Source organism: Komagataeibacter xylinus (assembly GCF_009834365.1).
Taxonomy (GTDB): domain Bacteria; phylum Pseudomonadota; class Alphaproteobacteria; order Acetobacterales; family Acetobacteraceae; genus Komagataeibacter; species Komagataeibacter xylinus_D.
The window spans coordinates 42,349-60,059 of sequence record NZ_CP041348.1; the positions used below are offsets into that span (position 1 = coordinate 42,349).

The 17,711-nt window shown below is 57.0% G+C and carries 25 protein-coding genes; 21 read left to right on the top strand and 4 right to left on the bottom strand.

Features of this window, described 5'->3' with window-relative positions; all coding sequences use genetic code 11:
- Nucleotides 1-22: 22 nt before the first annotated feature.
- Genes FMA36_RS00290 through FMA36_RS00310 form a run of 5 tightly spaced genes read left to right on the top strand, consistent with a single transcriptional unit; the run spans nucleotide 23 to nucleotide 4,616 of the window.
- Complete coding sequence (locus FMA36_RS00290) at nucleotides 23-1,972, top strand: phage tail tip lysozyme (protein WP_159260042.1); 1,950 nt, start codon at nucleotides 23-25, stop codon at nucleotides 1,970-1,972.
- A 15-nt stretch (nucleotides 1,973-1,987) separates the two neighbouring features.
- A complete protein-coding gene (locus tag FMA36_RS00295; protein ID WP_159260044.1) occupies nucleotides 1,988-2,719 on the top strand; it encodes a phage baseplate protein in 732 nt (243 codons plus the stop codon).
- Entirely contained in the window at nucleotides 2,716-3,024 is a 309-nt protein-coding gene (locus tag FMA36_RS00300; protein WP_159260046.1) for a phage baseplate plug family protein, read from the top strand. Before FMA36_RS00295 ends, FMA36_RS00300 begins: the two co-directional genes overlap by 4 nt.
- Nucleotides 3,017-3,967 carry a baseplate hub protein gene (locus tag FMA36_RS00305; protein ID WP_240906430.1) on the top strand — a complete coding sequence of 317 codons (951 nt, stop codon included), beginning with the start codon at nucleotides 3,017-3,019 and terminating at the stop codon, nucleotides 3,965-3,967. Before FMA36_RS00300 ends, FMA36_RS00305 begins: the two co-directional genes overlap by 8 nt.
- Nucleotides 3,957-4,616: a Gp138 family membrane-puncturing spike protein gene (locus tag FMA36_RS00310; protein WP_159260048.1), complete on the top strand. Its 660-nt coding sequence runs from the start codon at nucleotides 3,957-3,959 to the stop codon at nucleotides 4,614-4,616. The genes FMA36_RS00305 and FMA36_RS00310 overlap by 11 nt, the downstream gene beginning before the upstream one ends.
- A gap of 308 nt (nucleotides 4,617-4,924) precedes the next feature.
- Here the strand turns inward: FMA36_RS00310 and FMA36_RS00315 are convergent, their stop codons facing one another.
- The gene (locus tag FMA36_RS00315; protein ID WP_159260051.1) at nucleotides 4,925-6,067 is read right to left on the bottom strand and encodes a type I restriction endonuclease; all 1,143 of its coding nucleotides are present in this window, start codon (nucleotides 6,065-6,067) and stop codon (nucleotides 4,925-4,927) included.
- A 98-nt stretch (nucleotides 6,068-6,165) separates the two neighbouring features.
- Nucleotides 6,166-6,411, bottom strand: a complete 246-nt coding sequence (locus tag FMA36_RS00320) for an Arc family DNA-binding protein (RefSeq protein ID WP_159260053.1) — start codon at nucleotides 6,409-6,411, stop codon at nucleotides 6,166-6,168.
- An 82-nt stretch (nucleotides 6,412-6,493) separates the two neighbouring features.
- Here FMA36_RS00320 and FMA36_RS00325 point away from each other — a divergent pair, with 82 nt between their 5' ends.
- The 14 genes from FMA36_RS00325 (at nucleotide 6,494) to FMA36_RS19105 (ending at nucleotide 15,284) form a co-directional block, all read left to right on the top strand.
- Nucleotides 6,494-6,694, top strand: a complete 201-nt coding sequence (locus FMA36_RS00325; protein ID WP_148431301.1) for an Arc family DNA-binding protein — start codon at nucleotides 6,494-6,496, stop codon at nucleotides 6,692-6,694.
- Nucleotides 6,695-6,714: 20 nt separating this feature from the next.
- Entirely contained in the window at nucleotides 6,715-7,617 is a 903-nt protein-coding gene (locus FMA36_RS00330; RefSeq protein WP_159260055.1) for a phage antirepressor N-terminal domain-containing protein, read from the top strand.
- Nucleotides 7,618-8,028: 411 nt separating this feature from the next.
- On the top strand, nucleotides 8,029-8,382 hold the full coding sequence (locus tag FMA36_RS00335; RefSeq protein ID WP_159260057.1) for a contractile injection system sheath initiator: 354 nt from the start codon (nucleotides 8,029-8,031) through the stop codon (nucleotides 8,380-8,382).
- Nucleotides 8,369-9,589, top strand: a complete 1,221-nt coding sequence (locus FMA36_RS00340) for a baseplate J/gp47 family protein (protein ID WP_159260059.1) — start codon at nucleotides 8,369-8,371, stop codon at nucleotides 9,587-9,589. The genes FMA36_RS00335 and FMA36_RS00340 overlap by 14 nt, the downstream gene beginning before the upstream one ends.
- Nucleotides 9,589-10,158, top strand: coding sequence for a DUF2612 domain-containing protein (locus tag FMA36_RS00345; protein ID WP_159260061.1), 570 nt, complete (start codon nucleotides 9,589-9,591; stop codon nucleotides 10,156-10,158). The genes FMA36_RS00340 and FMA36_RS00345 overlap by 1 nt, the downstream gene beginning before the upstream one ends.
- 190 nt (nucleotides 10,159-10,348) lie before the next feature.
- Nucleotides 10,349-11,203 (top strand): tail fiber protein, encoded by an 855-nt coding sequence (locus tag FMA36_RS19380; RefSeq protein ID WP_159260063.1) that lies wholly within the window; start codon nucleotides 10,349-10,351, stop codon nucleotides 11,201-11,203.
- Nucleotides 11,200-11,775, top strand: a complete 576-nt coding sequence (locus FMA36_RS00355) for a hypothetical protein (protein WP_159260065.1) — start codon at nucleotides 11,200-11,202, stop codon at nucleotides 11,773-11,775. The genes FMA36_RS19380 and FMA36_RS00355 overlap by 4 nt, the downstream gene beginning before the upstream one ends.
- The gene (locus FMA36_RS00360; RefSeq protein ID WP_159260067.1) at nucleotides 11,772-12,188 is read left to right on the top strand and encodes a structural protein; all 417 of its coding nucleotides are present in this window, start codon (nucleotides 11,772-11,774) and stop codon (nucleotides 12,186-12,188) included. The genes FMA36_RS00355 and FMA36_RS00360 overlap by 4 nt, the downstream gene beginning before the upstream one ends.
- A gap of 61 nt (nucleotides 12,189-12,249) precedes the next feature.
- Nucleotides 12,250-13,356, top strand: a complete 1,107-nt coding sequence (locus FMA36_RS00365; RefSeq protein WP_159260068.1) for a hypothetical protein — start codon at nucleotides 12,250-12,252, stop codon at nucleotides 13,354-13,356.
- A 21-nt stretch (nucleotides 13,357-13,377) separates the two neighbouring features.
- On the top strand, nucleotides 13,378-13,815 hold the full coding sequence (locus tag FMA36_RS00370) for a hypothetical protein (RefSeq protein ID WP_240906431.1): 438 nt from the start codon (nucleotides 13,378-13,380) through the stop codon (nucleotides 13,813-13,815).
- A gap of 33 nt (nucleotides 13,816-13,848) precedes the next feature.
- Entirely contained in the window at nucleotides 13,849-14,187 is a 339-nt protein-coding gene (locus FMA36_RS00375) for a hypothetical protein (protein WP_159260070.1), read from the top strand.
- Between the two features lie 75 nt (nucleotides 14,188-14,262).
- The gene (locus FMA36_RS00380; protein ID WP_240906432.1) at nucleotides 14,263-14,544 is read left to right on the top strand and encodes a hypothetical protein; all 282 of its coding nucleotides are present in this window, start codon (nucleotides 14,263-14,265) and stop codon (nucleotides 14,542-14,544) included.
- Nucleotides 14,545-14,565: 21 nt separating this feature from the next.
- Nucleotides 14,566-15,144, top strand: coding sequence for a hypothetical protein (locus FMA36_RS00385; RefSeq protein ID WP_159260074.1), 579 nt, complete (start codon nucleotides 14,566-14,568; stop codon nucleotides 15,142-15,144).
- Nucleotides 15,141-15,284 (top strand): hypothetical protein, encoded by a 144-nt coding sequence (locus FMA36_RS19105; protein WP_167517994.1) that lies wholly within the window; start codon nucleotides 15,141-15,143, stop codon nucleotides 15,282-15,284. The genes FMA36_RS00385 and FMA36_RS19105 overlap by 4 nt, the downstream gene beginning before the upstream one ends.
- A gap of 167 nt (nucleotides 15,285-15,451) precedes the next feature.
- Here the strand turns inward: FMA36_RS19105 and FMA36_RS00390 are convergent, their stop codons facing one another.
- Both FMA36_RS00390 and FMA36_RS00395 read right to left on the bottom strand, forming a co-directional pair.
- Nucleotides 15,452-15,910, bottom strand: coding sequence for a hypothetical protein (locus FMA36_RS00390; protein WP_159260076.1), 459 nt, complete (start codon nucleotides 15,908-15,910; stop codon nucleotides 15,452-15,454).
- Nucleotides 15,911-16,199: 289 nt separating this feature from the next.
- Nucleotides 16,200-16,382 carry a CopG family transcriptional regulator gene (locus FMA36_RS00395; RefSeq protein ID WP_159260079.1) on the bottom strand — a complete coding sequence of 61 codons (183 nt, stop codon included), beginning with the start codon at nucleotides 16,380-16,382 and terminating at the stop codon, nucleotides 16,200-16,202.
- A gap of 89 nt (nucleotides 16,383-16,471) precedes the next feature.
- Here FMA36_RS00395 and FMA36_RS00400 point away from each other — a divergent pair, with 89 nt between their 5' ends.
- Nucleotides 16,472-17,326, top strand: coding sequence for a Rha family transcriptional regulator (locus FMA36_RS00400; protein ID WP_240906433.1), 855 nt, complete (start codon nucleotides 16,472-16,474; stop codon nucleotides 17,324-17,326).
- A gap of 143 nt (nucleotides 17,327-17,469) precedes the next feature.
- Nucleotides 17,470-17,598 carry a hypothetical protein gene (locus FMA36_RS19655; RefSeq protein WP_276612593.1) on the top strand — a complete coding sequence of 43 codons (129 nt, stop codon included), beginning with the start codon at nucleotides 17,470-17,472 and terminating at the stop codon, nucleotides 17,596-17,598.
- The last annotated feature ends 113 nt before the right edge of the window (nucleotides 17,599-17,711 follow it).

Below are 17,711 nucleotides of genomic sequence, written 5' to 3' on the forward strand. Positions count from 1 at the left end.
TTGTGAAAAGGTTCAATGGATAATGGCCACCGTCATTGACGCACTCGTTGTCACGCTCGGCCTTGACCCCAAAGGGGTGAAGAAAGGACAGAAGGAAGCCGACACTTCATTCAGCAAGGTGAAGACTTCTGCCCAGAATATGGGCAAAGGGGTTGACGCCGCCGCCACCAGCGGCGCACAGGCCCTACGAACCATGTCGCGTGAGGCGCTTTCGTTCTTCGCAGTGCTGACGGCGGGCAAGAGCCTGAAGGCCTTTGTGCAGGACAATACCCGCTCCAACGTAGCGCTGGGCAACATGTCGCGCAATCTGGGTGTGTCGGCCCAGTCCCTTGGCGCATGGCAGAAGGTGGCGCAGTCCTTCGGCGGCACGGCAGAAGATGTGTCTGGCTCAATGCAGTCCCTCGTGTCGCAGTTCCAGACCGTTGAGGGGAGGACAAATCTGGGGATGACGTTTGGCCAGATGGGGGTGAGGCTACAGGGCGCCAATGGCCAGTTGCGCAACATGAATGAGATGCTGCCTGATCTGGCTCGCGCGGCACAGCGTCTTGGCCCGCAGATGTTCTCTGCTCTCGGTTCTCAGGCCGGGCTGTCGCAGGGCTTCATCAATATGCTGGAGCAGGGGCCGGAAAAAATCGAGGCCATGTATGCTGCCCTGAAAAAGTATGCCCCCACCAAGGCGGATACGCAGGCATCTGGCCAGTTGATGATGGACTGGACCAAGCTGACGGCACAGTCCGAGGCGTTTGGCCGCACCATCATGACCAGCCTGACGCCTGAACTGCATGACATGATGCAGTGGGTGTCCAGCATGATAGACCAGAACCAAGGGTGGATCAGGCAGGATATTCCCAAGTACGCCAAGGAAATTGGGGACGGGATAAAGTCTATTGACTGGAAGACTGTCGGCGCGGATATCAAAGCTCTGTGGGATTATCTGCGCTCCATCGACTGGAAAGCGGTGGGGGACGGCATTAAGAGTTTTGCATCTGGTGCCAATACCGCCGCTCAGGCCGTGGGCGGATGGTCGGAAGCGGTTCGTATTCTGTTTGATCTCTGGTTGGGCGCTCAATTCATTCGGGTCATTGCCGCCGTTCGTAAACTGGCGGTTGCTACAGGCGTAGGCATGTCTGGCGCGCAAAAACTGATGGGTATCTCTCCAGGTGGCGCGCTGGCTGGTGCCGCTGCCTTCGCAGGTTATGAAGGATACGAGGCATATAAGGAAATCAGCCACAATGCATCCGATGAAGGAAAGATGCAGAACCGGCGCGATATCTACAATCGTCATGACCGATATTATTCAGCCAACCGCTACTCTCAGCTTGAACAAAATCAGATTCAACATGCCCTTTACGGATACGGCGTAGGCTCGCTTCATCGAGACCCGCGGGATGTCGCAGCCATGCTGGCTCAATTCAAGGCAGAAAGCGGATTCAATACGCAGGCCATTGGTGACAATGGATCTGCGATAGGCATGGCTCAGTGGCATAGCGACCGAGAAAAATGGATTGAGCAGCAGGCTGGGAAGTCAATAACGGACATGTCCCCCCAGGAACAGATGAAGTGGGCGTTCGCTGAGTTGGATAAGCGCAGGCAATCCAATATGGGGAACGATCTGACAGCGGCGCAGCGTGCCAGAATACTGACGGCAAAATACGAAACGCCCGCAGATATTCCTGGGCAGTCCTATGCCCGCGCAACTATGGCCGCTCGAATTTATGCCGGCGAAACAGGAAAGGCTATTGAAGCTGTCGCGCAGGAAAATGCAAAAGCTCTTGTTGCCTCAACCGCTGAAAGCATACGGGCTGCACAGGATAATTCCACATCAAACAGCACTGTGAACAACAGCAATTCCCACATCACGGGAACCTACAACATCACCGTGAATGGGGCTGATCCCGCGCCGATAAAACAGGCCGTCATGGACAGCCACAGCAACCTTGCCCGACAGGCAAACGGCGCATTCCCGGCATAGGAAACCCAAATGGTCATGACGCTGGTAGCCCAGCCCACAACGGCAAATGTCGGAACGGGGGCGGGCGTTCCCAAACTGTGGTCAACGGTCATGTCGGATGCCGAGGCGGTGGCGTCCGTCGAACTGGACACCCTGCTGCAAAGCTATCTGGTCAGCAATGCTGCCACGCAGTGGGGGCTGTTCAACACCTACAGCAAGCCGGTGCTGACGGCGGCGCGAGTGCGGGCGATTGATATCCGGTCACAGTATCGCAAGTCCGATGCCCCGCAGGAGAACGGCGGCTTCATGTCCTATAACAAGGTCAAGATGCCCCGACAGGTGATGCTTGAGGTGCTGTGCGATGGCACCGCTATGAGTTACGGCAACGTAAGCGCCATCACCAGCCTTCTGGCTGTGGCAGGCATAGGTGGCACGACGCAGGGCGTGACCGTGCGCAAGCAGTTCCTGGCGGCGCTGGACTCTCTTGTCGCGGACCTGAACACCTATCTGGTGGTTACGCCAGAGGCTACATACTCGAATATGAATGTGATCGGCTATGCGATCAGGCGCGAAACACATCGCGGCGTAACCATGGTCCGCGCGGAAATCATGCTTGAGGAAGTCCGGTTGCAGCACAGCAAGTCTGTCTCTGTCACCAGCCCTTCACAGCCGTCCGGCGCCAGCCAGACAAACGGCGGCAATGTGCAGTCACAAAGCCTGACATCCACGCAGACGGACACTTACGCCAGCGGGACCACCACATCATGACCGATGCCGTTACAATTCCCGTCAGCGCGGTGGCAAGCCAGACCCTGACTGTGCCGCTGTCCAGCCACACGGCCAAGCTGAACCTGTACCAGCTTGATACTGGCCTGTTCATGGATATCTATCTGGATGGTACCCTGATCATGGCAGGCGTGCTATGTCAGGACCGGACATGGATCATCCGCAAGGCATATTACGGCTTTCCCGGCGATCTGGTCTTTATAGATAGCCAAGGCACTGAAGACCCGTATTATAGCGGCCTGAACGATCGGTGGTGTCTGTATTATCAGGAGGGTCAAAATGTCTGACAGCAGCTTTACACGCAAGCGCCTGCGGGTGAAGTTCCTGATCAAAGGGAATACAGAAGATTCCACCCTGACCCTGACAGACCTGCGCGTAGCCTGCCAGGTTGCCAATGCAGGGCTTGAGGGCGGGGTGATGTGCTCCCTGCGCATAGAGGGCGTAAACATCAACCACATGAATCGCCTGTCCATGGTTCAGGCTGGCGTGGTGGCCCAGAACGCAAACACCGTTACGGTGGAGGCGTGTGATACTGGTGACGATGTATGGCAGATGGTGTTTTCCGGTGGCGTGGTCGGGGCGTTTGCAGATTTCAACAGTACTCCGAACACCGCTTTTATGGTCACGGCCCAGAGCATGGCGCAGCCATCCGCCATGCCGATCACGCCAACGGCCTTCAAGGGCAGCGTGGCGGTGGCCGATATCATGAAAGCGATAGCCGAGAAAGTCGGCCTGTCATTTCAGAACAACGGCGTGACGGCAGTCATGAACGGCAGTGTCACGCTGAATGGATCTGGCGCGGACCAGATTCAGGCCATCGCACAGGCTGCGCAGATAACCTATATCGTCGCCACGAATGTCCTGAGCATCTGGCCTGCAACCGGCCCGACCAGCACGACCGCGCAGGTCACGATTTCATCCGAAACTGGCATGATAGGTTACCCGGCCTATGCGCAGTATGGCGTAACGCTGCGCACGCTGTTCAACAGCGCCATAGGCTTTCAAAGCGTTCTGAAGCTGGAAAGCGAATATGCCCCGGCTGCATGGGTTAACGAAATGGGGCAGCTTAACCAGTTGGGCGGGAATAACATCTTCCCGGCATCGAATGGCATATGGGTAGCCTACCGCGTGCAGCACGACCTGCAATCTGAAATCCCCGGCGGGGAATGGACCACCTACATCGAGGCGCAACGTCAGGATCTTGCAAAGGGGACGGTATTTGCCCGATAACACATACATAGGAACGAACCGGCCCGAGGACGCGGGCTGCACGTTCAACGTGTTCAACGCCATGATCCGTCGCGTAATGGGGCGGATGGGCGCGAACCTGCCGGTCAAGGTGCTGGCGGTTAATGGCGTTGGCCTGAACCCGGTCGGGTTTGTCGATGTTCAGCCGCTTGTGCATCAGGTTGATGGGGCAGGAAAGCCGACCCCGCGTGGCGTGATCTATGATGTGCCCTACATCCGCATGCAGGGCGGCAGCCGGGCCATCATCTGTGACCCGCAGGTGGGTGATATCGGGTATGCCATTGTGTCGGGTCGAGACATATCCAACGTCAAGACCAATCGGGCGGCGTCGGTTCCAGGGTCATACCGACACCATGACGTGTCAGACGCCGTGTATGTGGGCGGCCTGCTGAACGCCGCGCCGACCGAATATATCGGCTGGGTGGATGATGACGTGCATGTCCACACGGCTGGGAAGTTCATTGTGGACGCCGCCAGCATGCAGGTGAATTGCGCCATAACCACAACCAGCGATATCACGGCGCAGGGCACCGTTACAGGTCAGACGGACGTGAAGGCCGCGGGCATTTCCGGCAAGGGCCACACACACCCGGTCACAGACGCGCCGGGAACGACAGGAGCACCAGAGTGAAGAAGATCGAACCATTCACCGTCGATGTGTCGCTCAGCCTGCACCCAGATATTATGGGCTGCTTTTTATCAAGGGCTTGAGTCTACTTTACTGCTTATTGACTGTGCCTGCTTGTCCTGCATATCGGTTAGGTATGCACCGACAGCTACGCATGCTGCGATTGATAAGCAGCCGATAAAAATTAGCCCAGAACGGTTAGAGCGATTAGAAGCGAGTCCGATCTGAAGAATCTCAACTCCTTTCATTACAAGGTAGAATGATAGAAGCCATGTAATTATCTGCAACATACCCGGCATAGATTTAACCTTTCAGTCTGAAATTTTTGTTCGTTTATTTTTTAAACCCATAACCTCAACTCTATATTTAAATACACTAAGAAGATGATCATCTATTCCGGATAGTTCATCCGAGCCAAATTCACCTCCAAATTCTTCACCAAAGTCAAACGTATATTTGGGACCCTTATCTTCATAAAAATCGAACAAACGTCCTGCCCGCTCTTTCCGGTAGAATACCACAAACTTTCCTTTGTAGTCTTTATATTCAATGCCGGTTATAGCATCGAATAATTCGTCACTATCCGCCAAGAACGCGAGCCGCCGTTTGGCATACTCATAAACTTCCAACTCGGTTTCTGTCGTGATAATACCATCTGCGGGTTTTGCATCGGGATCTACCTTCGGGACATCGACAACCAAAACCGGCTTGTCAGCTTCCTTGTCCTTTACCGGGAGGTCTAGTCTTTGGAGAATGCGAAGGTTCACGAACTCAGCGAAGGCGCTTTTTGTCAGGTCCGTATACTCGGCAACTGCCTTGGCGCGAATATGCTTGAGGCCAATGCTTTGCAGCAAAAGGCGCACAAACGCCTCACTAGGTGATGCTGCAAGATCCTCGATTTGCTGAACGAGATTTTGGAAAACAAGCTTGCGTTTGGCTTCTGCCCCGATGTTTTCAGGGTCGAAGTTAGACTTTTGAAGACTTTTTAACCCGTCAACAACGGAGTCCTCAATCTTCCCTTTTGCAATCTCCCGAAGGTCAAATGATAGAAAGGCAGTCGGGTCCATCATATTTGGCTCATCTGAGTCTGCATAGAACTCATAAACTAGGCCATCAGTGATAACTCCCATTTTTACTGTGTGGGCTGCATTAAAATATGACTTTAACTGTCCTCTGTCATCTTTCAATGGCGCACCTAGAGCCTTGCATTCGATTGCAATTACTGGCTGTCCTTCACGAAGGACAGCATAGTCAACTCTATTTTTGTATTTTTCTGAAAAATCTGCGTGATGTTCCGGGCATACTTCGTCCGGATTCATGATGTCATATCCCAAGAACTGCAAAAATGGCAGGACAAGGAACATTTTGGTAGCTTCTTCATTGCTGCAACGCGGAGCGAGGGTAACCATGCGCTCTGAAAATGCTTTAAACTTTTGCCGGAAATCGTCTGACATAATCCATCTTTCATAAATTTTTTAAAAGTTACGGATTGTGGCGATTTTATGGAAATATTTTCAGAAAATTACAGTTATTTATTTAATTAATAAACGTCTCATTTTTCCCGAGCGCACTTCTGCGCATCCTTCGCCCTCTCAAGGGCCTCAAGCGCGATCTTCTTAATCTCTGCCAGTTCGCTATCCCGCGTGGCGATTTCCTTCTGATAGCCGTCGCGCATGAACTCGATCATCCAGACGAGTTCGGCGTTTACGGACCTGCCGTTTCGGGCAGCCTGCTCCTCCACCCATTCCTTTAGGTCTGGGGGTAGACGGAAGTGGATCATGGGAGGTCGAATCGTCATGGTATCAAATTAGATACATTGGTTATTGACGGCAATGCTAACCATAGGTATACAGTGGTTACAGAGCGAAGAGAGGGAGTTCATGAAACAGAGAGACCCGCAAATTCATGTCCGCGTCCCACAGTCCATGAAGGACGCATTGGAAGCAAACGCAAAGGCAAACTGCCGATCCGTCAATTCAGAGATTATTTTTGGATTGAAGTTTTATGCTCAGCATCTTGAGCAAGCAGAAAAGGCGTTGGGCACCGCCGTAGGAAGCCAGCCCAACGCCCCTCAGAAATGACCCTTACAAGGAACATCACTATGACCGCTCTTACCACAATCGACTTCCACGGTTCAAACCTTATCGCCATTCAGGGCGACCGTCCCGAAACAACGCTGGTGGCGATGAAGCCGGTGGTTGAGGGGATGGCACTTGATTGGGGCGCCCAGCACAAGAAAATTACGGCGCACCCGGTGCTTAGCAAGGGTATCTCCGTAAAGGAGATACCTACGGAAGGTGGGAATCAGTCCGCAACCTTCCTCTCCCTCGACCTCCTCAACTTCTGGCTCGCCACGATCCACCCCGACCGGATCAAGAATGAAGCGACCCGCGCGAAGGTCATCGAATACCAGACCGAATGTGCCCGCGTTCTGTTCAACCACTTCTTCGGCAAGGCTCTGGCCCGCGGTGAACAGCCTGCATCCAACCACCTCTCTGCCCGTGAAGTTGGTGGCATCGTGAAGTCGGTCGTCACCAAGATGAAAAGTGACCTGCTGGCGGAACTGAAAGCAGAGATCCGCGAGAAGCTGACACCGGCACAGCGGGAGCTTTCCGAACGCGCCATTGCCGTGGTGCAGGAAAAGGTTGCCGAAAAGCAGGCGCTGGTCGAAACCCGCGTGCCCGGCCAGATCGCAGCCTTTCCCATCCCGGCTAACCTGATCCCCAAGCGCCGACCGAACACCGGAACGTGCCGCCTGCCGGTTGGTGAGATCGGTCGCCGCCTTGGTATCGGTGCCGCAAAGGTCAACGCTATGCTGGCCGATCTTGGTTTGCAGTCGGCTGGCACGACAAATCAGCCGTGGATGGTCACGGACAATGGCGAGTTCTTTGGCGTTCAGCCGACCAAGCGAGTGATCCTGTGGCCGGCCCGAACCCTTGACGTGCTGCGCTGGCGCATGGAGGCGCGCCCTTTCGCCAAGACCAAGGAGCCAGCCCCGGTGTAGCCCTGACGGAGAACCCCATAACCGGCCACCTGCCACCCGACGAAGAACTCCTGATCTGGATGGCTGAGTGCGAAGGATGGGAACGTGTGAACGCGGACAAGCCACGGGATATGGAAGCGCTCATGCATATCAACCTGCTCAGGAGGTGGATCAGGGACCGCCGAGGCATTAGACCCTACGTTGAGCGCGCCCGGCAGGACTGGTTGCAGAAGCGGCGGGTGGTGACGTTGAGGGCGCGGAAGGTAAGGGAGTTGATCGCGTAGGAAACACGATGGCCGCCCTATAAAAGCGGCCAGCAAACTCTACTTGTACTTTTCGAAACAGACTGCTAGATTTCAAACACACTGCAACAAATGCGCCAAAGCCGCCCCTTATCCGGGCGGCTTTTTGCGTTTATGCCCCCGAGAAAACATGAACACGCTCCTTCTGGACCGCTCAACGTGGGATCTGCTGCTTGATGCCAGCGGAAACATTGCGGTGGCATCAGATGTATATGCGATCGCGCAGGACATATCGTCCGCCGTGCGCGTGTTTCTGGGGGAATGTTGGTACGACACCACCCAGGGCATGCCCTATCGGCAGAACATCCTTGGCCGCAGCCAGTCTGTAGCGGCGTTTGAAAAGCAGGTTGAGCAGGTAGCCCTGACCGTGACCGGCGTGGCCGACGCGCAATGCCTGGTGTCCGGCCTGACTACATCGCGGCAGATGACCGGAACAATTCTCTTTACCACTACCAGCGGAAGCACTGGCAATGTCAACCTCTGATACCGGAACAACGTCCGTTCCCGCACCGTCCTTCACGGATGCGGGGTTCGCGGCCCCGGCTGAGACCGATATCCTTTCCGGCTCGCTGGCTGATATCAACGCCGCCATGGGCGGCAATATGAACACGGCCCTGTCCACACCGCAGGGGCAGCTTGCCACCTCCTTCACGGCGGCGTTAGGGGATGCCTATGCGCAGATCCTCAACGTCCTGAACGGTGTTGACCCGGATCGTGCGTTTGGTCGCCTTCAGGATGCTATCGGCAACATCTATTTCATGAGCCGGAAGGGAGCGACCGCAACAGTTGTGACGGTCGTATGCACCGGCGCATCCGGCACGGTCATACCTGAGGGGACTCTGGTTCAGGATGCCAGCGGCTACTACTATGCGGCTGATGGGGCGATAACCATCGCGGCCACCGGAGCTGGAACAGGAACATTTTCCTGCACCACCCTTGGCGCGATTGACTGTGCGGCCAATAGCATCAGCGTCTATCAGGCTGTAACCGGCCTTACGTCCGCCACCAACCCCGCCGCTGGTTCAACCGGATCGGCGGAAGAGGGGCGGGCGGCATTCGAGGCAAGGCGCGCCGCCTCTGTAGCATCAAACAGCGTAGGGACGCTTGATGCTATAGCGGGGGCGGTAAGCGCGGTTGATGGTGTGACGGCCAGCTACGTCGCGGATAACAGCACATCAGCCGCCGTTACGACTGGCGGTGTCAGCCTTGCCGCGAATAGCCTGTATGTGTGCGTCAATGGCGGAACGGATGAAGCCGTTGCCCTGGCTATCCTGACCAAAAAACCACCGGGCTGCGGCTATACCGGCACAACCACGGTAACGGTGGCGGACCCGAACAGCGCATATCAGACCGCTCCGACCTATAGCGTGTCGTTTACACGGGCCACTGATACCGCCCTGTATTTTGTCGTGACGATCAAAAGCGGCTCTAGCGTTCCGTCAACAGCGGCCACCGATATACAGGCCGCTATCGTGGCGGCCTTCACGGCAGATGACGGGGACGGCTCCATCATCGGCGGGACCGTCTATGCCAGCACCTATTACTCGGCTGTTGCCGCGCTCGGTTCATGGGTCAGGATTGTTGAAATAACGGTTGGCACATCGGCCAGCCCGACCGGGTTTACCGCGGCCCTTGATATCGACCAGATCCCCACGCTCGATGCGTCCGACATAACCGTGACGATTTCCTGATGGAAAACATACAGCAGACAGTTCTATCGCAATACGCGAACAGCCCGGCGCTTTGCACGATCATCAACGCATGGAATCAGTGCATCGACCCGTCCAGTCTCATCGACCAGTGGTATGACCTGATATGGAACGTGCAGACGGCGCAGGGGTACGGTCTTGACGTATGGGGGCGGATTGTTGGCGTATCACGTGTCCTGACAATTTCATCGACGGATTATCTCGGGTGGAGGGAGGCAAACGACCTGACGGAAGTCGGGTTTAATCAGGCTCCTTGGTATTCGGGAAAGGCCGCGACTACGAACTACAGGCTGTCAGATGCAGGGTTCAGGCAGCTTATTTATGCCAAGGCGCTCGCCAACATATCTGACTGCTCCATCACGTCTGCAAACGCCGTCTTGATGACTTTATTTCCAGATCAAGGGGACGTTTATGTGAAGGATAACTTGGACATGACGATGACCTACGTTTTCGATTTCGTTCCTACTGATGTCCAGGTCAGCATTATTCAGAACAGTGGTGTTCTGCCTCGCGCTGCTGGTGTTGCAATCTCCTACTCAATCAAGGGATAACATGAAAAGCACCGACAGCCTGAATAAGTTCGGAGTCCTGATCGGGGCTTCCGCCTCGTCGTCTGACATTACAACAATCCCAGCCACTCAATCAACGGCGGGTGATGGATCAGCCTCAATCGCGTTAGCGTTTCCGCCTGAGACATTTATCGCACGGGCGGCTGGGGGAGAGCCGCCGAACGGAAAGGATATGAACGGGTTCCTCAACCTGATTTCGGCGGCCATACAGCCGTTGCAGGCTGGGTATCTGGGGCCGTTTGACGCAGCCTTTGCTGCAGAAATAGGCGGATACCCCTCTGGCGCAATCGTTTCTGGATCTACAGTTGGCGTCTTCTGGGTTTCTACTGCCGATAACAATACGACAACGCCCGGCGATGATGGCGCGGCATGGCAATCCCTATTCAATGGATACGCATCTCAGGCGTGGGCCAATCTACAATATTTGCGCCTGTCATATGCAGTCACCCAGACCGTAACCGGCCCGGTTACGTTCACGGGTGACAATACCCATAGCGGCGCGGAGGATTTTACTGGAAGCGTTACTATTCCTGATGCCACGGAAAATAAAAACCCGACCACTCTTGAGCAGCTACGCAGTGATTGCCCGGTTGGTACTATGGCATTGTGGCCGCTGACAACACCACCTAGCGGCTGGCTGGCGCTGAACGGCGCTACGTTTGATCCGACTGTATATCCTCTATTGGCTGCCATTTTCCCATCAGGGAGCCTTCCAGACTGGTCGGGATTGTTTCCGCGTGGTTACGACCCTCTGGCTATAAATGATCCTGACGGCTCCACCCGAGGAATTATGCAATTCCAGGAGGCGACTATGCTTTTGGCCGATGTAGATTCAGATATAATGACCCCCACGGGAATGACCCGAGAGCGTAAAACGCAAATTGGTTGGGAGCCGCCTTCAGCCTCGACTAACTGGAGCCAAGGGGGCGTCGCTACCACGGGGTTTGGCGGAACGTGGGGCGGCGCTTTTACGGGTTTCACCCGGTCCAAAAATCTGAACTGTCTGTTTATTGTGAGGGCACTATGACCACACCCGTTGGTGTTATCGGTAGGGACGGCTACGCTTCAACTGCTGGATATCTCGCTGTTTACAGCTACGATCAGTACGGGTGCTACGCTGGATCGATCGAGCACTATTTCCCTATCGGCACCGGGCTGCCCCCCGGTTGTACGCTGACTGCGCCGCCTGCTGCCGTGTCAGGGCAGATTGCGGTCTGGTCAGGCACCGCGTGGGTTATGGAGCCGGATTTTCGCGGGCAGACCTGGTATCTGAAAAGCACGGGTGCGCCGACGGTCATCAACGCGCCTGGCACGCCGGACGCCACCACGTATTCCAGCACTCCGGTTGCCGGGTCTGAGTATCTCAAAGGCCAGGCGCAGTCGGCTCTCGGGTGGTGCAGCCAGCAGGCCAGTCTGGCGAGCATGATGGGCGAGACCTTCACGGCTGACATGAAGGCCTATGTGCTGGCAATCAGCGCGATTGCCAGCGGCACCGACACCACCAGCACCACCCTGCCTGCCCAGCCCACGGATGTGATGACGGCCAGCACGGCTGCCGCCACTACCACGGCCACCACGACGACAGGGACCACGACATGACTCCGCGTGGCATACGCAACAACAACCCCGGCAACCTGAACTATGCGCACCAGCCCGGAGCGCATCTGGAAACCGGCGTGAGCAACCCGCGCTTTGCGGCCTTCCCGACCATGGCGGACGGCATACAGGCCCTGCGGACCCAACTCCTGCGCTACGCGGAGCGCGGCCTGACCACGGTTGCCAGCATCATATCGGTCTATGCCCCCGCGACTGAAAACGCCACGAGTGCCTATATCGCTGGCCTGTGCCGACAGATGGGCGTGCAGCCTGATACCGTGCTGGACCTGCATGACCCGGCCACGATGGCGCGCCTGATCTGTGGCATTACGACCATCGAGAACGGGGCCGGCCATCTCGGCCTGGTGCAGATTGATCAGGCGCTTGGCATTACGCCCACGTCCGCCATGACCTGAACGGCCTGCACATTCCGCGCCTGCCACGCCGCCCATCCGGGCGGTTTTTTATGAGAAAAGCATGAGAAAATCCATATTTCTGGCTGCCATTCTCGGCATCCTGTCCGGCTCCCTGACAGCGCATGCTACGGATGCGCGCATGGCCTATAAATCAGTGGGCGGCCAGTATAAGGCGGTCGCGGCTGTAGCGCCTACCTGTGGCGTAAGCAGCGCAGGCGCCCCGCTTGTATGCACGGCAGACGGCACGGCGGGAACGGCAGATGCGCGGATGGCCTACAAAATGGCCAACGGGCAGTATCAGGCGGTCATTCCCACTGTTCCTGTCTGTTCGGTGGACAGTTCGGGCGTTCCTCAGATATGCGACTTCTCCAGCACGCCTGACCTGTCGTCGTATCTGACCACCACCGCTGCGGCGGCCACTTACTCGCAATTGAGCGGCGGCAACAGTCTCCTTGGGGAACAGCGCTTTGCATCCGCTTATTTTGCGGACCCGGACCAGGGTGTTTCGCGGGATGCTAAATTCGGGGATAAAGGCATCGCCGTCAGAGGCGGTACGAAAACCGATACCCTGAGCGTCACCACATCCGCATACGTGCCGGACACCACGGCTACGGACAGCACAACTGCAGCACTCAATACGGAATCAGCGGCGGCGCGGTTCGTGAGCCAGACCACGGCGGCATCGACCTACGCGACGATCTCGGCGCTCAATACGCAGGTGAACAACGCCGCCGCAACGTATGAGACAATCGCGAACGCTACAGCATTGGCAAAAAGCACAGTTGACGCGCTCCAGGGATCTGCCACCGGCGACCTGTCTGCATCCGGCAGTAGTCTGTCTATGCCAATAGGGTCGAGCGGCCTCACGCTCACCATGTCCTACTCTGCAAGCGCCACCGGCTCACTGTCGATTGTTTCCGCGTCCGGCAGCATCACGCCGGTTGATATCTACGAAACGGCGGCATGGGGCGCGACCTCGTTCAAGGGCTATACCCTCGACAGCGGAACCATCACCACAAAGCCAACTGTGATCGACAGCACATTCTATCTCTCGTCTAACGCGTGGGGGACATACCACATCGGCGTGGGCGGGAATCTCTACATCGTGGACATTTTCGGATCAGGGGCCGGTAAGCGCACGATACTCTCGTGGCGCAAGGTTCTCTGACACCCTCACAGGATAACAACAATGCCTACTAATGCAATTTATCCTGCCGAGGATCAGCCGCAGCAGGGGATGCCCGTGCGCTGCGCCACGGTCGAGGATCTGGCCCGAGTGCGTGAGCGACTAGCGAAAGTCGAAGGCGGACACGATAACCTGCGCGACGGCCTGAGCACGCTCTCGCAGCAGTTTTCCGACTTCAGACTCGACCTCATGCAATCGGTTGCCGAAAATGCTGCCCGGACCCGGCGCGAAATCATGGAGCGCGTGGACGACATGACCGACACGGCCACCGAGCGCAACAACGAGATATCGGGCAGGCTGGCCCGCATCGAGGGCGGCCTGAAACTGACCTCTTGGGTGACCATGACCTTCATCGTTCTCGCAACCGGCCTGCTGGGCTGGGGGCAGATTGGTGATGCAGCATGGTCGTTCTGCAAGCGTGCGTTCGGTTACGGTCCGTGACCGCACTCATCACGCATTTCGTTGAGGTTTAACATGAACACCACTGCAAAACTCGGCGGACTTGGCGCCGTCATCGCGCTCCTGCTGACCGCAGTGCCGGAGCAATACACCCTCTACGCCGCGATCTTCGTCTTCGCCTGTAGCGCCGCCGCTGCCATCATCCCGCCGCCACATGCGGGCAGTCGGTGGGCCGTGGCCTATCAGCTTATGGTCACCATCGGCCTGAACATCGGATGGGCGGAAAATCACTTCAAGCCGGGGCAGGGCGGCGTGCGTGTGCCGCTTGCCGACAAGCCTGCCGCCAAGCAGGCCGTAACCGCCGCAGGCATCCCGGTCCTGAACAAGAAGGGTAAGCCTGAAACCCCTACGTGACTGGCCGGTCCCGGCTCGATCATCCTGATTCCCCGACCGCCCGCGAGGCGGTTTTTTCATATGGAGACGGCAGACATGCCTGATACGAACATCACCACCATTCCAGCGCTTGAAGGTCTCGTTGAAACCGCGCTGGGCAAGAAGGACACGGCCACGACGCAGGCCGATATCGCCTTGGCGGGCAACCTGCTGCAGACGCTTCTGCCGGTCATCGTCGAGAAGGCCGCGCCGAACCTCGATCTGTCCGGCATTGACGCAGCCCTGACCAAGATCCTGAGCGGCGTTTCCGATCTCAAGACGGCGATCGAGACGAAGCCCGCGACGACTGCGGCTCCGACCGCCGCCGCTGTTTCCTAACCGATCAACAAGGAAATCATCATGAACACGAGCATTTCTCGCCGATCCCTGCTGCGTGCCGGGGCTGGAACGCTGGCGGCTGGCCTGCTGGCAGCCTGCACCGTGACCAAGAGCGGCACGACCACCACGCTGACCCTCAACGTGGCCGAGGTCACAGACTACGGGAACGCGATCCTGTCATTTGCCAGCACGGCCATCAACGTCTCGTTCGTGGCGAGCGCGATGGGAACCGCGAACCTGGCACTCGCCAACACGGTGATTGCATCGCTGAAATCGGCCCTGTCCGCGTTCTCGACTGCCGCCGGGTCCAGCACGTCCGTCAGCTACGACAGTGCCAGCGTGAAAACCGCGTTCGACAGCATCCTTGCCGATGTGGAGAAGGTGGACACTCTCATCATTTCCACAATCACCGGCACGGCAGCGAGCCTGTCAAGCAGCGTGGTATCTGAGGCCAAGACGGCGGCTGGTGCGGCTGAAACGCTGATCTCGCTGCTCAAGGCGATGATCGACATGACTGGTCCGCGCCTGCGTGGCGTATCGCCCCTGAGCGGTGATGCGGCCATTGCGCAGATTGCCGTTTTCTCGGCTTCGCAGGGATGACCGCCCACGCGCTCGCTGGTCTGGGCCTGTTCCTGACCGGCGCGGCGTTCTCGCAGGTGCTGGCATTCGGCATCGCCGCGTGGCGGGAAGCTCGGCGCGAACGGCAGATTGACGACACGCTTGGGCCGCCTGCGCCTTAGTCATCAAAAATTGATGCGTACATGAAAAACCCCGCCCCAATTAAGGGACGGGGCTGAATCTGAGTTCTTGCATGTTTCTCAATTTCTGATGGGCATTTTGGCGAGGATGGTTCCGCCGACTGCCAGAACGATAGGCATGACGACGAAAGCGATAAGCTCCATAAGCATCACCCTGACTTCTTGATGGTTTGAGCGTATTTTCCGGTAATCAAGGCCATAACCGTCCCTCCCACTGCTGCCGCTCCGATGCTTCCACCGGCCCAATCGTGCCCGCTCAAGCATAGACTTACGCCTGAAATGAGAGCCGCTATCGCAAACAGGAATCCAAGAATGCGCCCTGTCATATCCAACCAAAACCGTTGAAGTTGCTCCCGCTGCAGCCTCAGCCGCTCATCCTCGGAGTTCTGTTCTGCCATGCGGAGAATGCGTTCGGGCATATCCGCCTGGACTGCGCCGTATGCCGCAAGCTCGCTTGCGGGCGGCAATGGACCGCTGTGCTTCTGAAAAACTGCCGTCGCGCCCGGAATTCCTAGAATGGGATACCCGTCTATCGGTCCGACGTTCGCGGTAACTTTGTCAGGCGTCCGGGTTGAAGGGGGATTTTTCGGGGGATGATGTTCGGGCATCTACGTCCTTCATTGCTCTTCGCAGTGATGAACCCACACGCCCCCATGAGCGCGCGCTGATCTCATTTGCCGTTGGAACAGGGTGATGCTCAGCCGGACTCGCAAAAGTGAGCAGGCCCGCAAACCCGGCGATCGTGCTCGCGATCAAACGTCGCGCATGACTGGCCATACTGGTTTCCTCCCTGATGAGGGCTTCATATGCATCGTGCAGGAACGCATAGCATGAATGGGAAGCAGGTTGCCATATCTCTCATGAATAGCTCGGCTCTGCGGATTCATGGGGTAAAATTCAGCCCTTATCCACCTCAAGCCCCCTCGCGATCAGGCGGCGGATGGCTTCGGCGCGAGTAACGCTGTTGGCTTCGGCCCATGCATCAAGGTGGTCCAATAGAGGGCGTTGAATGCGCGAGCGCACTTCTTCGCTGTCCACGCGTGGCCGCCCCATCTTTTTGCGCGCATTAAGTGTTGACATATCCACTTTATACGCGCATATAAGTCGGGCGGCAACGGAAATCTCACCTTCCGAAACCGCCCTAACCACACCGAAACGGAGCTTCGGATATGGCTGATAATGCCAATAGCACAATTGCGATTAACCCGCAGCCCATGGATGGCGAACTGCGCATCAAGGATGAAGACCTCGGGGTGCGTCTCGGGTTTAATCGCCCGCGCGATATTCGCAAGATCATCGTGCGCTATCTGCCGGAATTGGGGCGCCTGGGGGTTTGCGCCACCGCGTCGCAAACCTCTGGAAGCAAGGGCGGAAGGCCCACAGAAGCATATTACCTCAACCGCAAGCAGGCCATCTTCATCACGGCCAAGTCGGAAACAGCGATTGCCGCCGATATCACGATTGAAATCGTCGAGCGGTTCGACGCTTACGAGCGCGGAGAAGTCGGTGCCATCAAGTCACCCGACCAGAAAAACAAGCGCATCCGCAAGCCAGCCTTCGATGTAGCTTTTGAACGCTGCCTGCGTGTCGCATCGCACCTGTCTCATCTGGACGAAAACCAGCGCCTTCTGATGGCCGCTCGCGGCACGAAGGAACTGTCAGGCATCAACCCGCTGGAATTGATGGGCGTAACATCCGTTGCCGCGCCGACGCAGGAAAATTACCTGACGCCCACACAGATCGGTAAGGAGATCGGCCTTAGCCCGATTGCCACGAACAAACTGATTACCTCCATTGGCTATCAGGTGAAGTCGGTCGGTTCCAGCGTGTCGAGTGACTATTCGATGACCGAGGCCGGTGGGAAGTATGGCCGGATGTTCGACACAACGCGCCGTCACGGCAAGGGATCGCAGCAGCAGTTGAAGTGGTCGCCCAATCTGGTTGGCATCCTGCGTGCCGCCATGCTGGCGGATAAGGATGCGCCGCACCCTTTCGCCAAGAACCCGGAGCCTGCCCCAGTGTAGGGCTGACAGAAAACCCGATCAGCGGGCACTATCCAGAGGATGAGTATCTGCTCATCCTGATGGCGAACTATCGGGCGTGGGACCGCACATTCCAGCAGAGGCCGGATGATGCAGGCGCCCGGTGGTGCCGGGATAACTGCCTGATGCACATCCGGTCCCGCACAGGGATCAAGGCTGTTGTCGAGCAGGCAAGGTGCATCTTCCTGCGCAAGATCGGGGTGGACGTGGAGCCGATAGAGCTTCGGCCCATGCCACACAGGCAGATTGCTTAACCACAAGGCGGTTCTTCGGAGCCGCCTTTTTTATTGGATATACCATGACAAAACGCTTCCTCGGCTGCCTGATTATGACAGCCATCTGCCTTTCGGGATGCTCGACATACAGA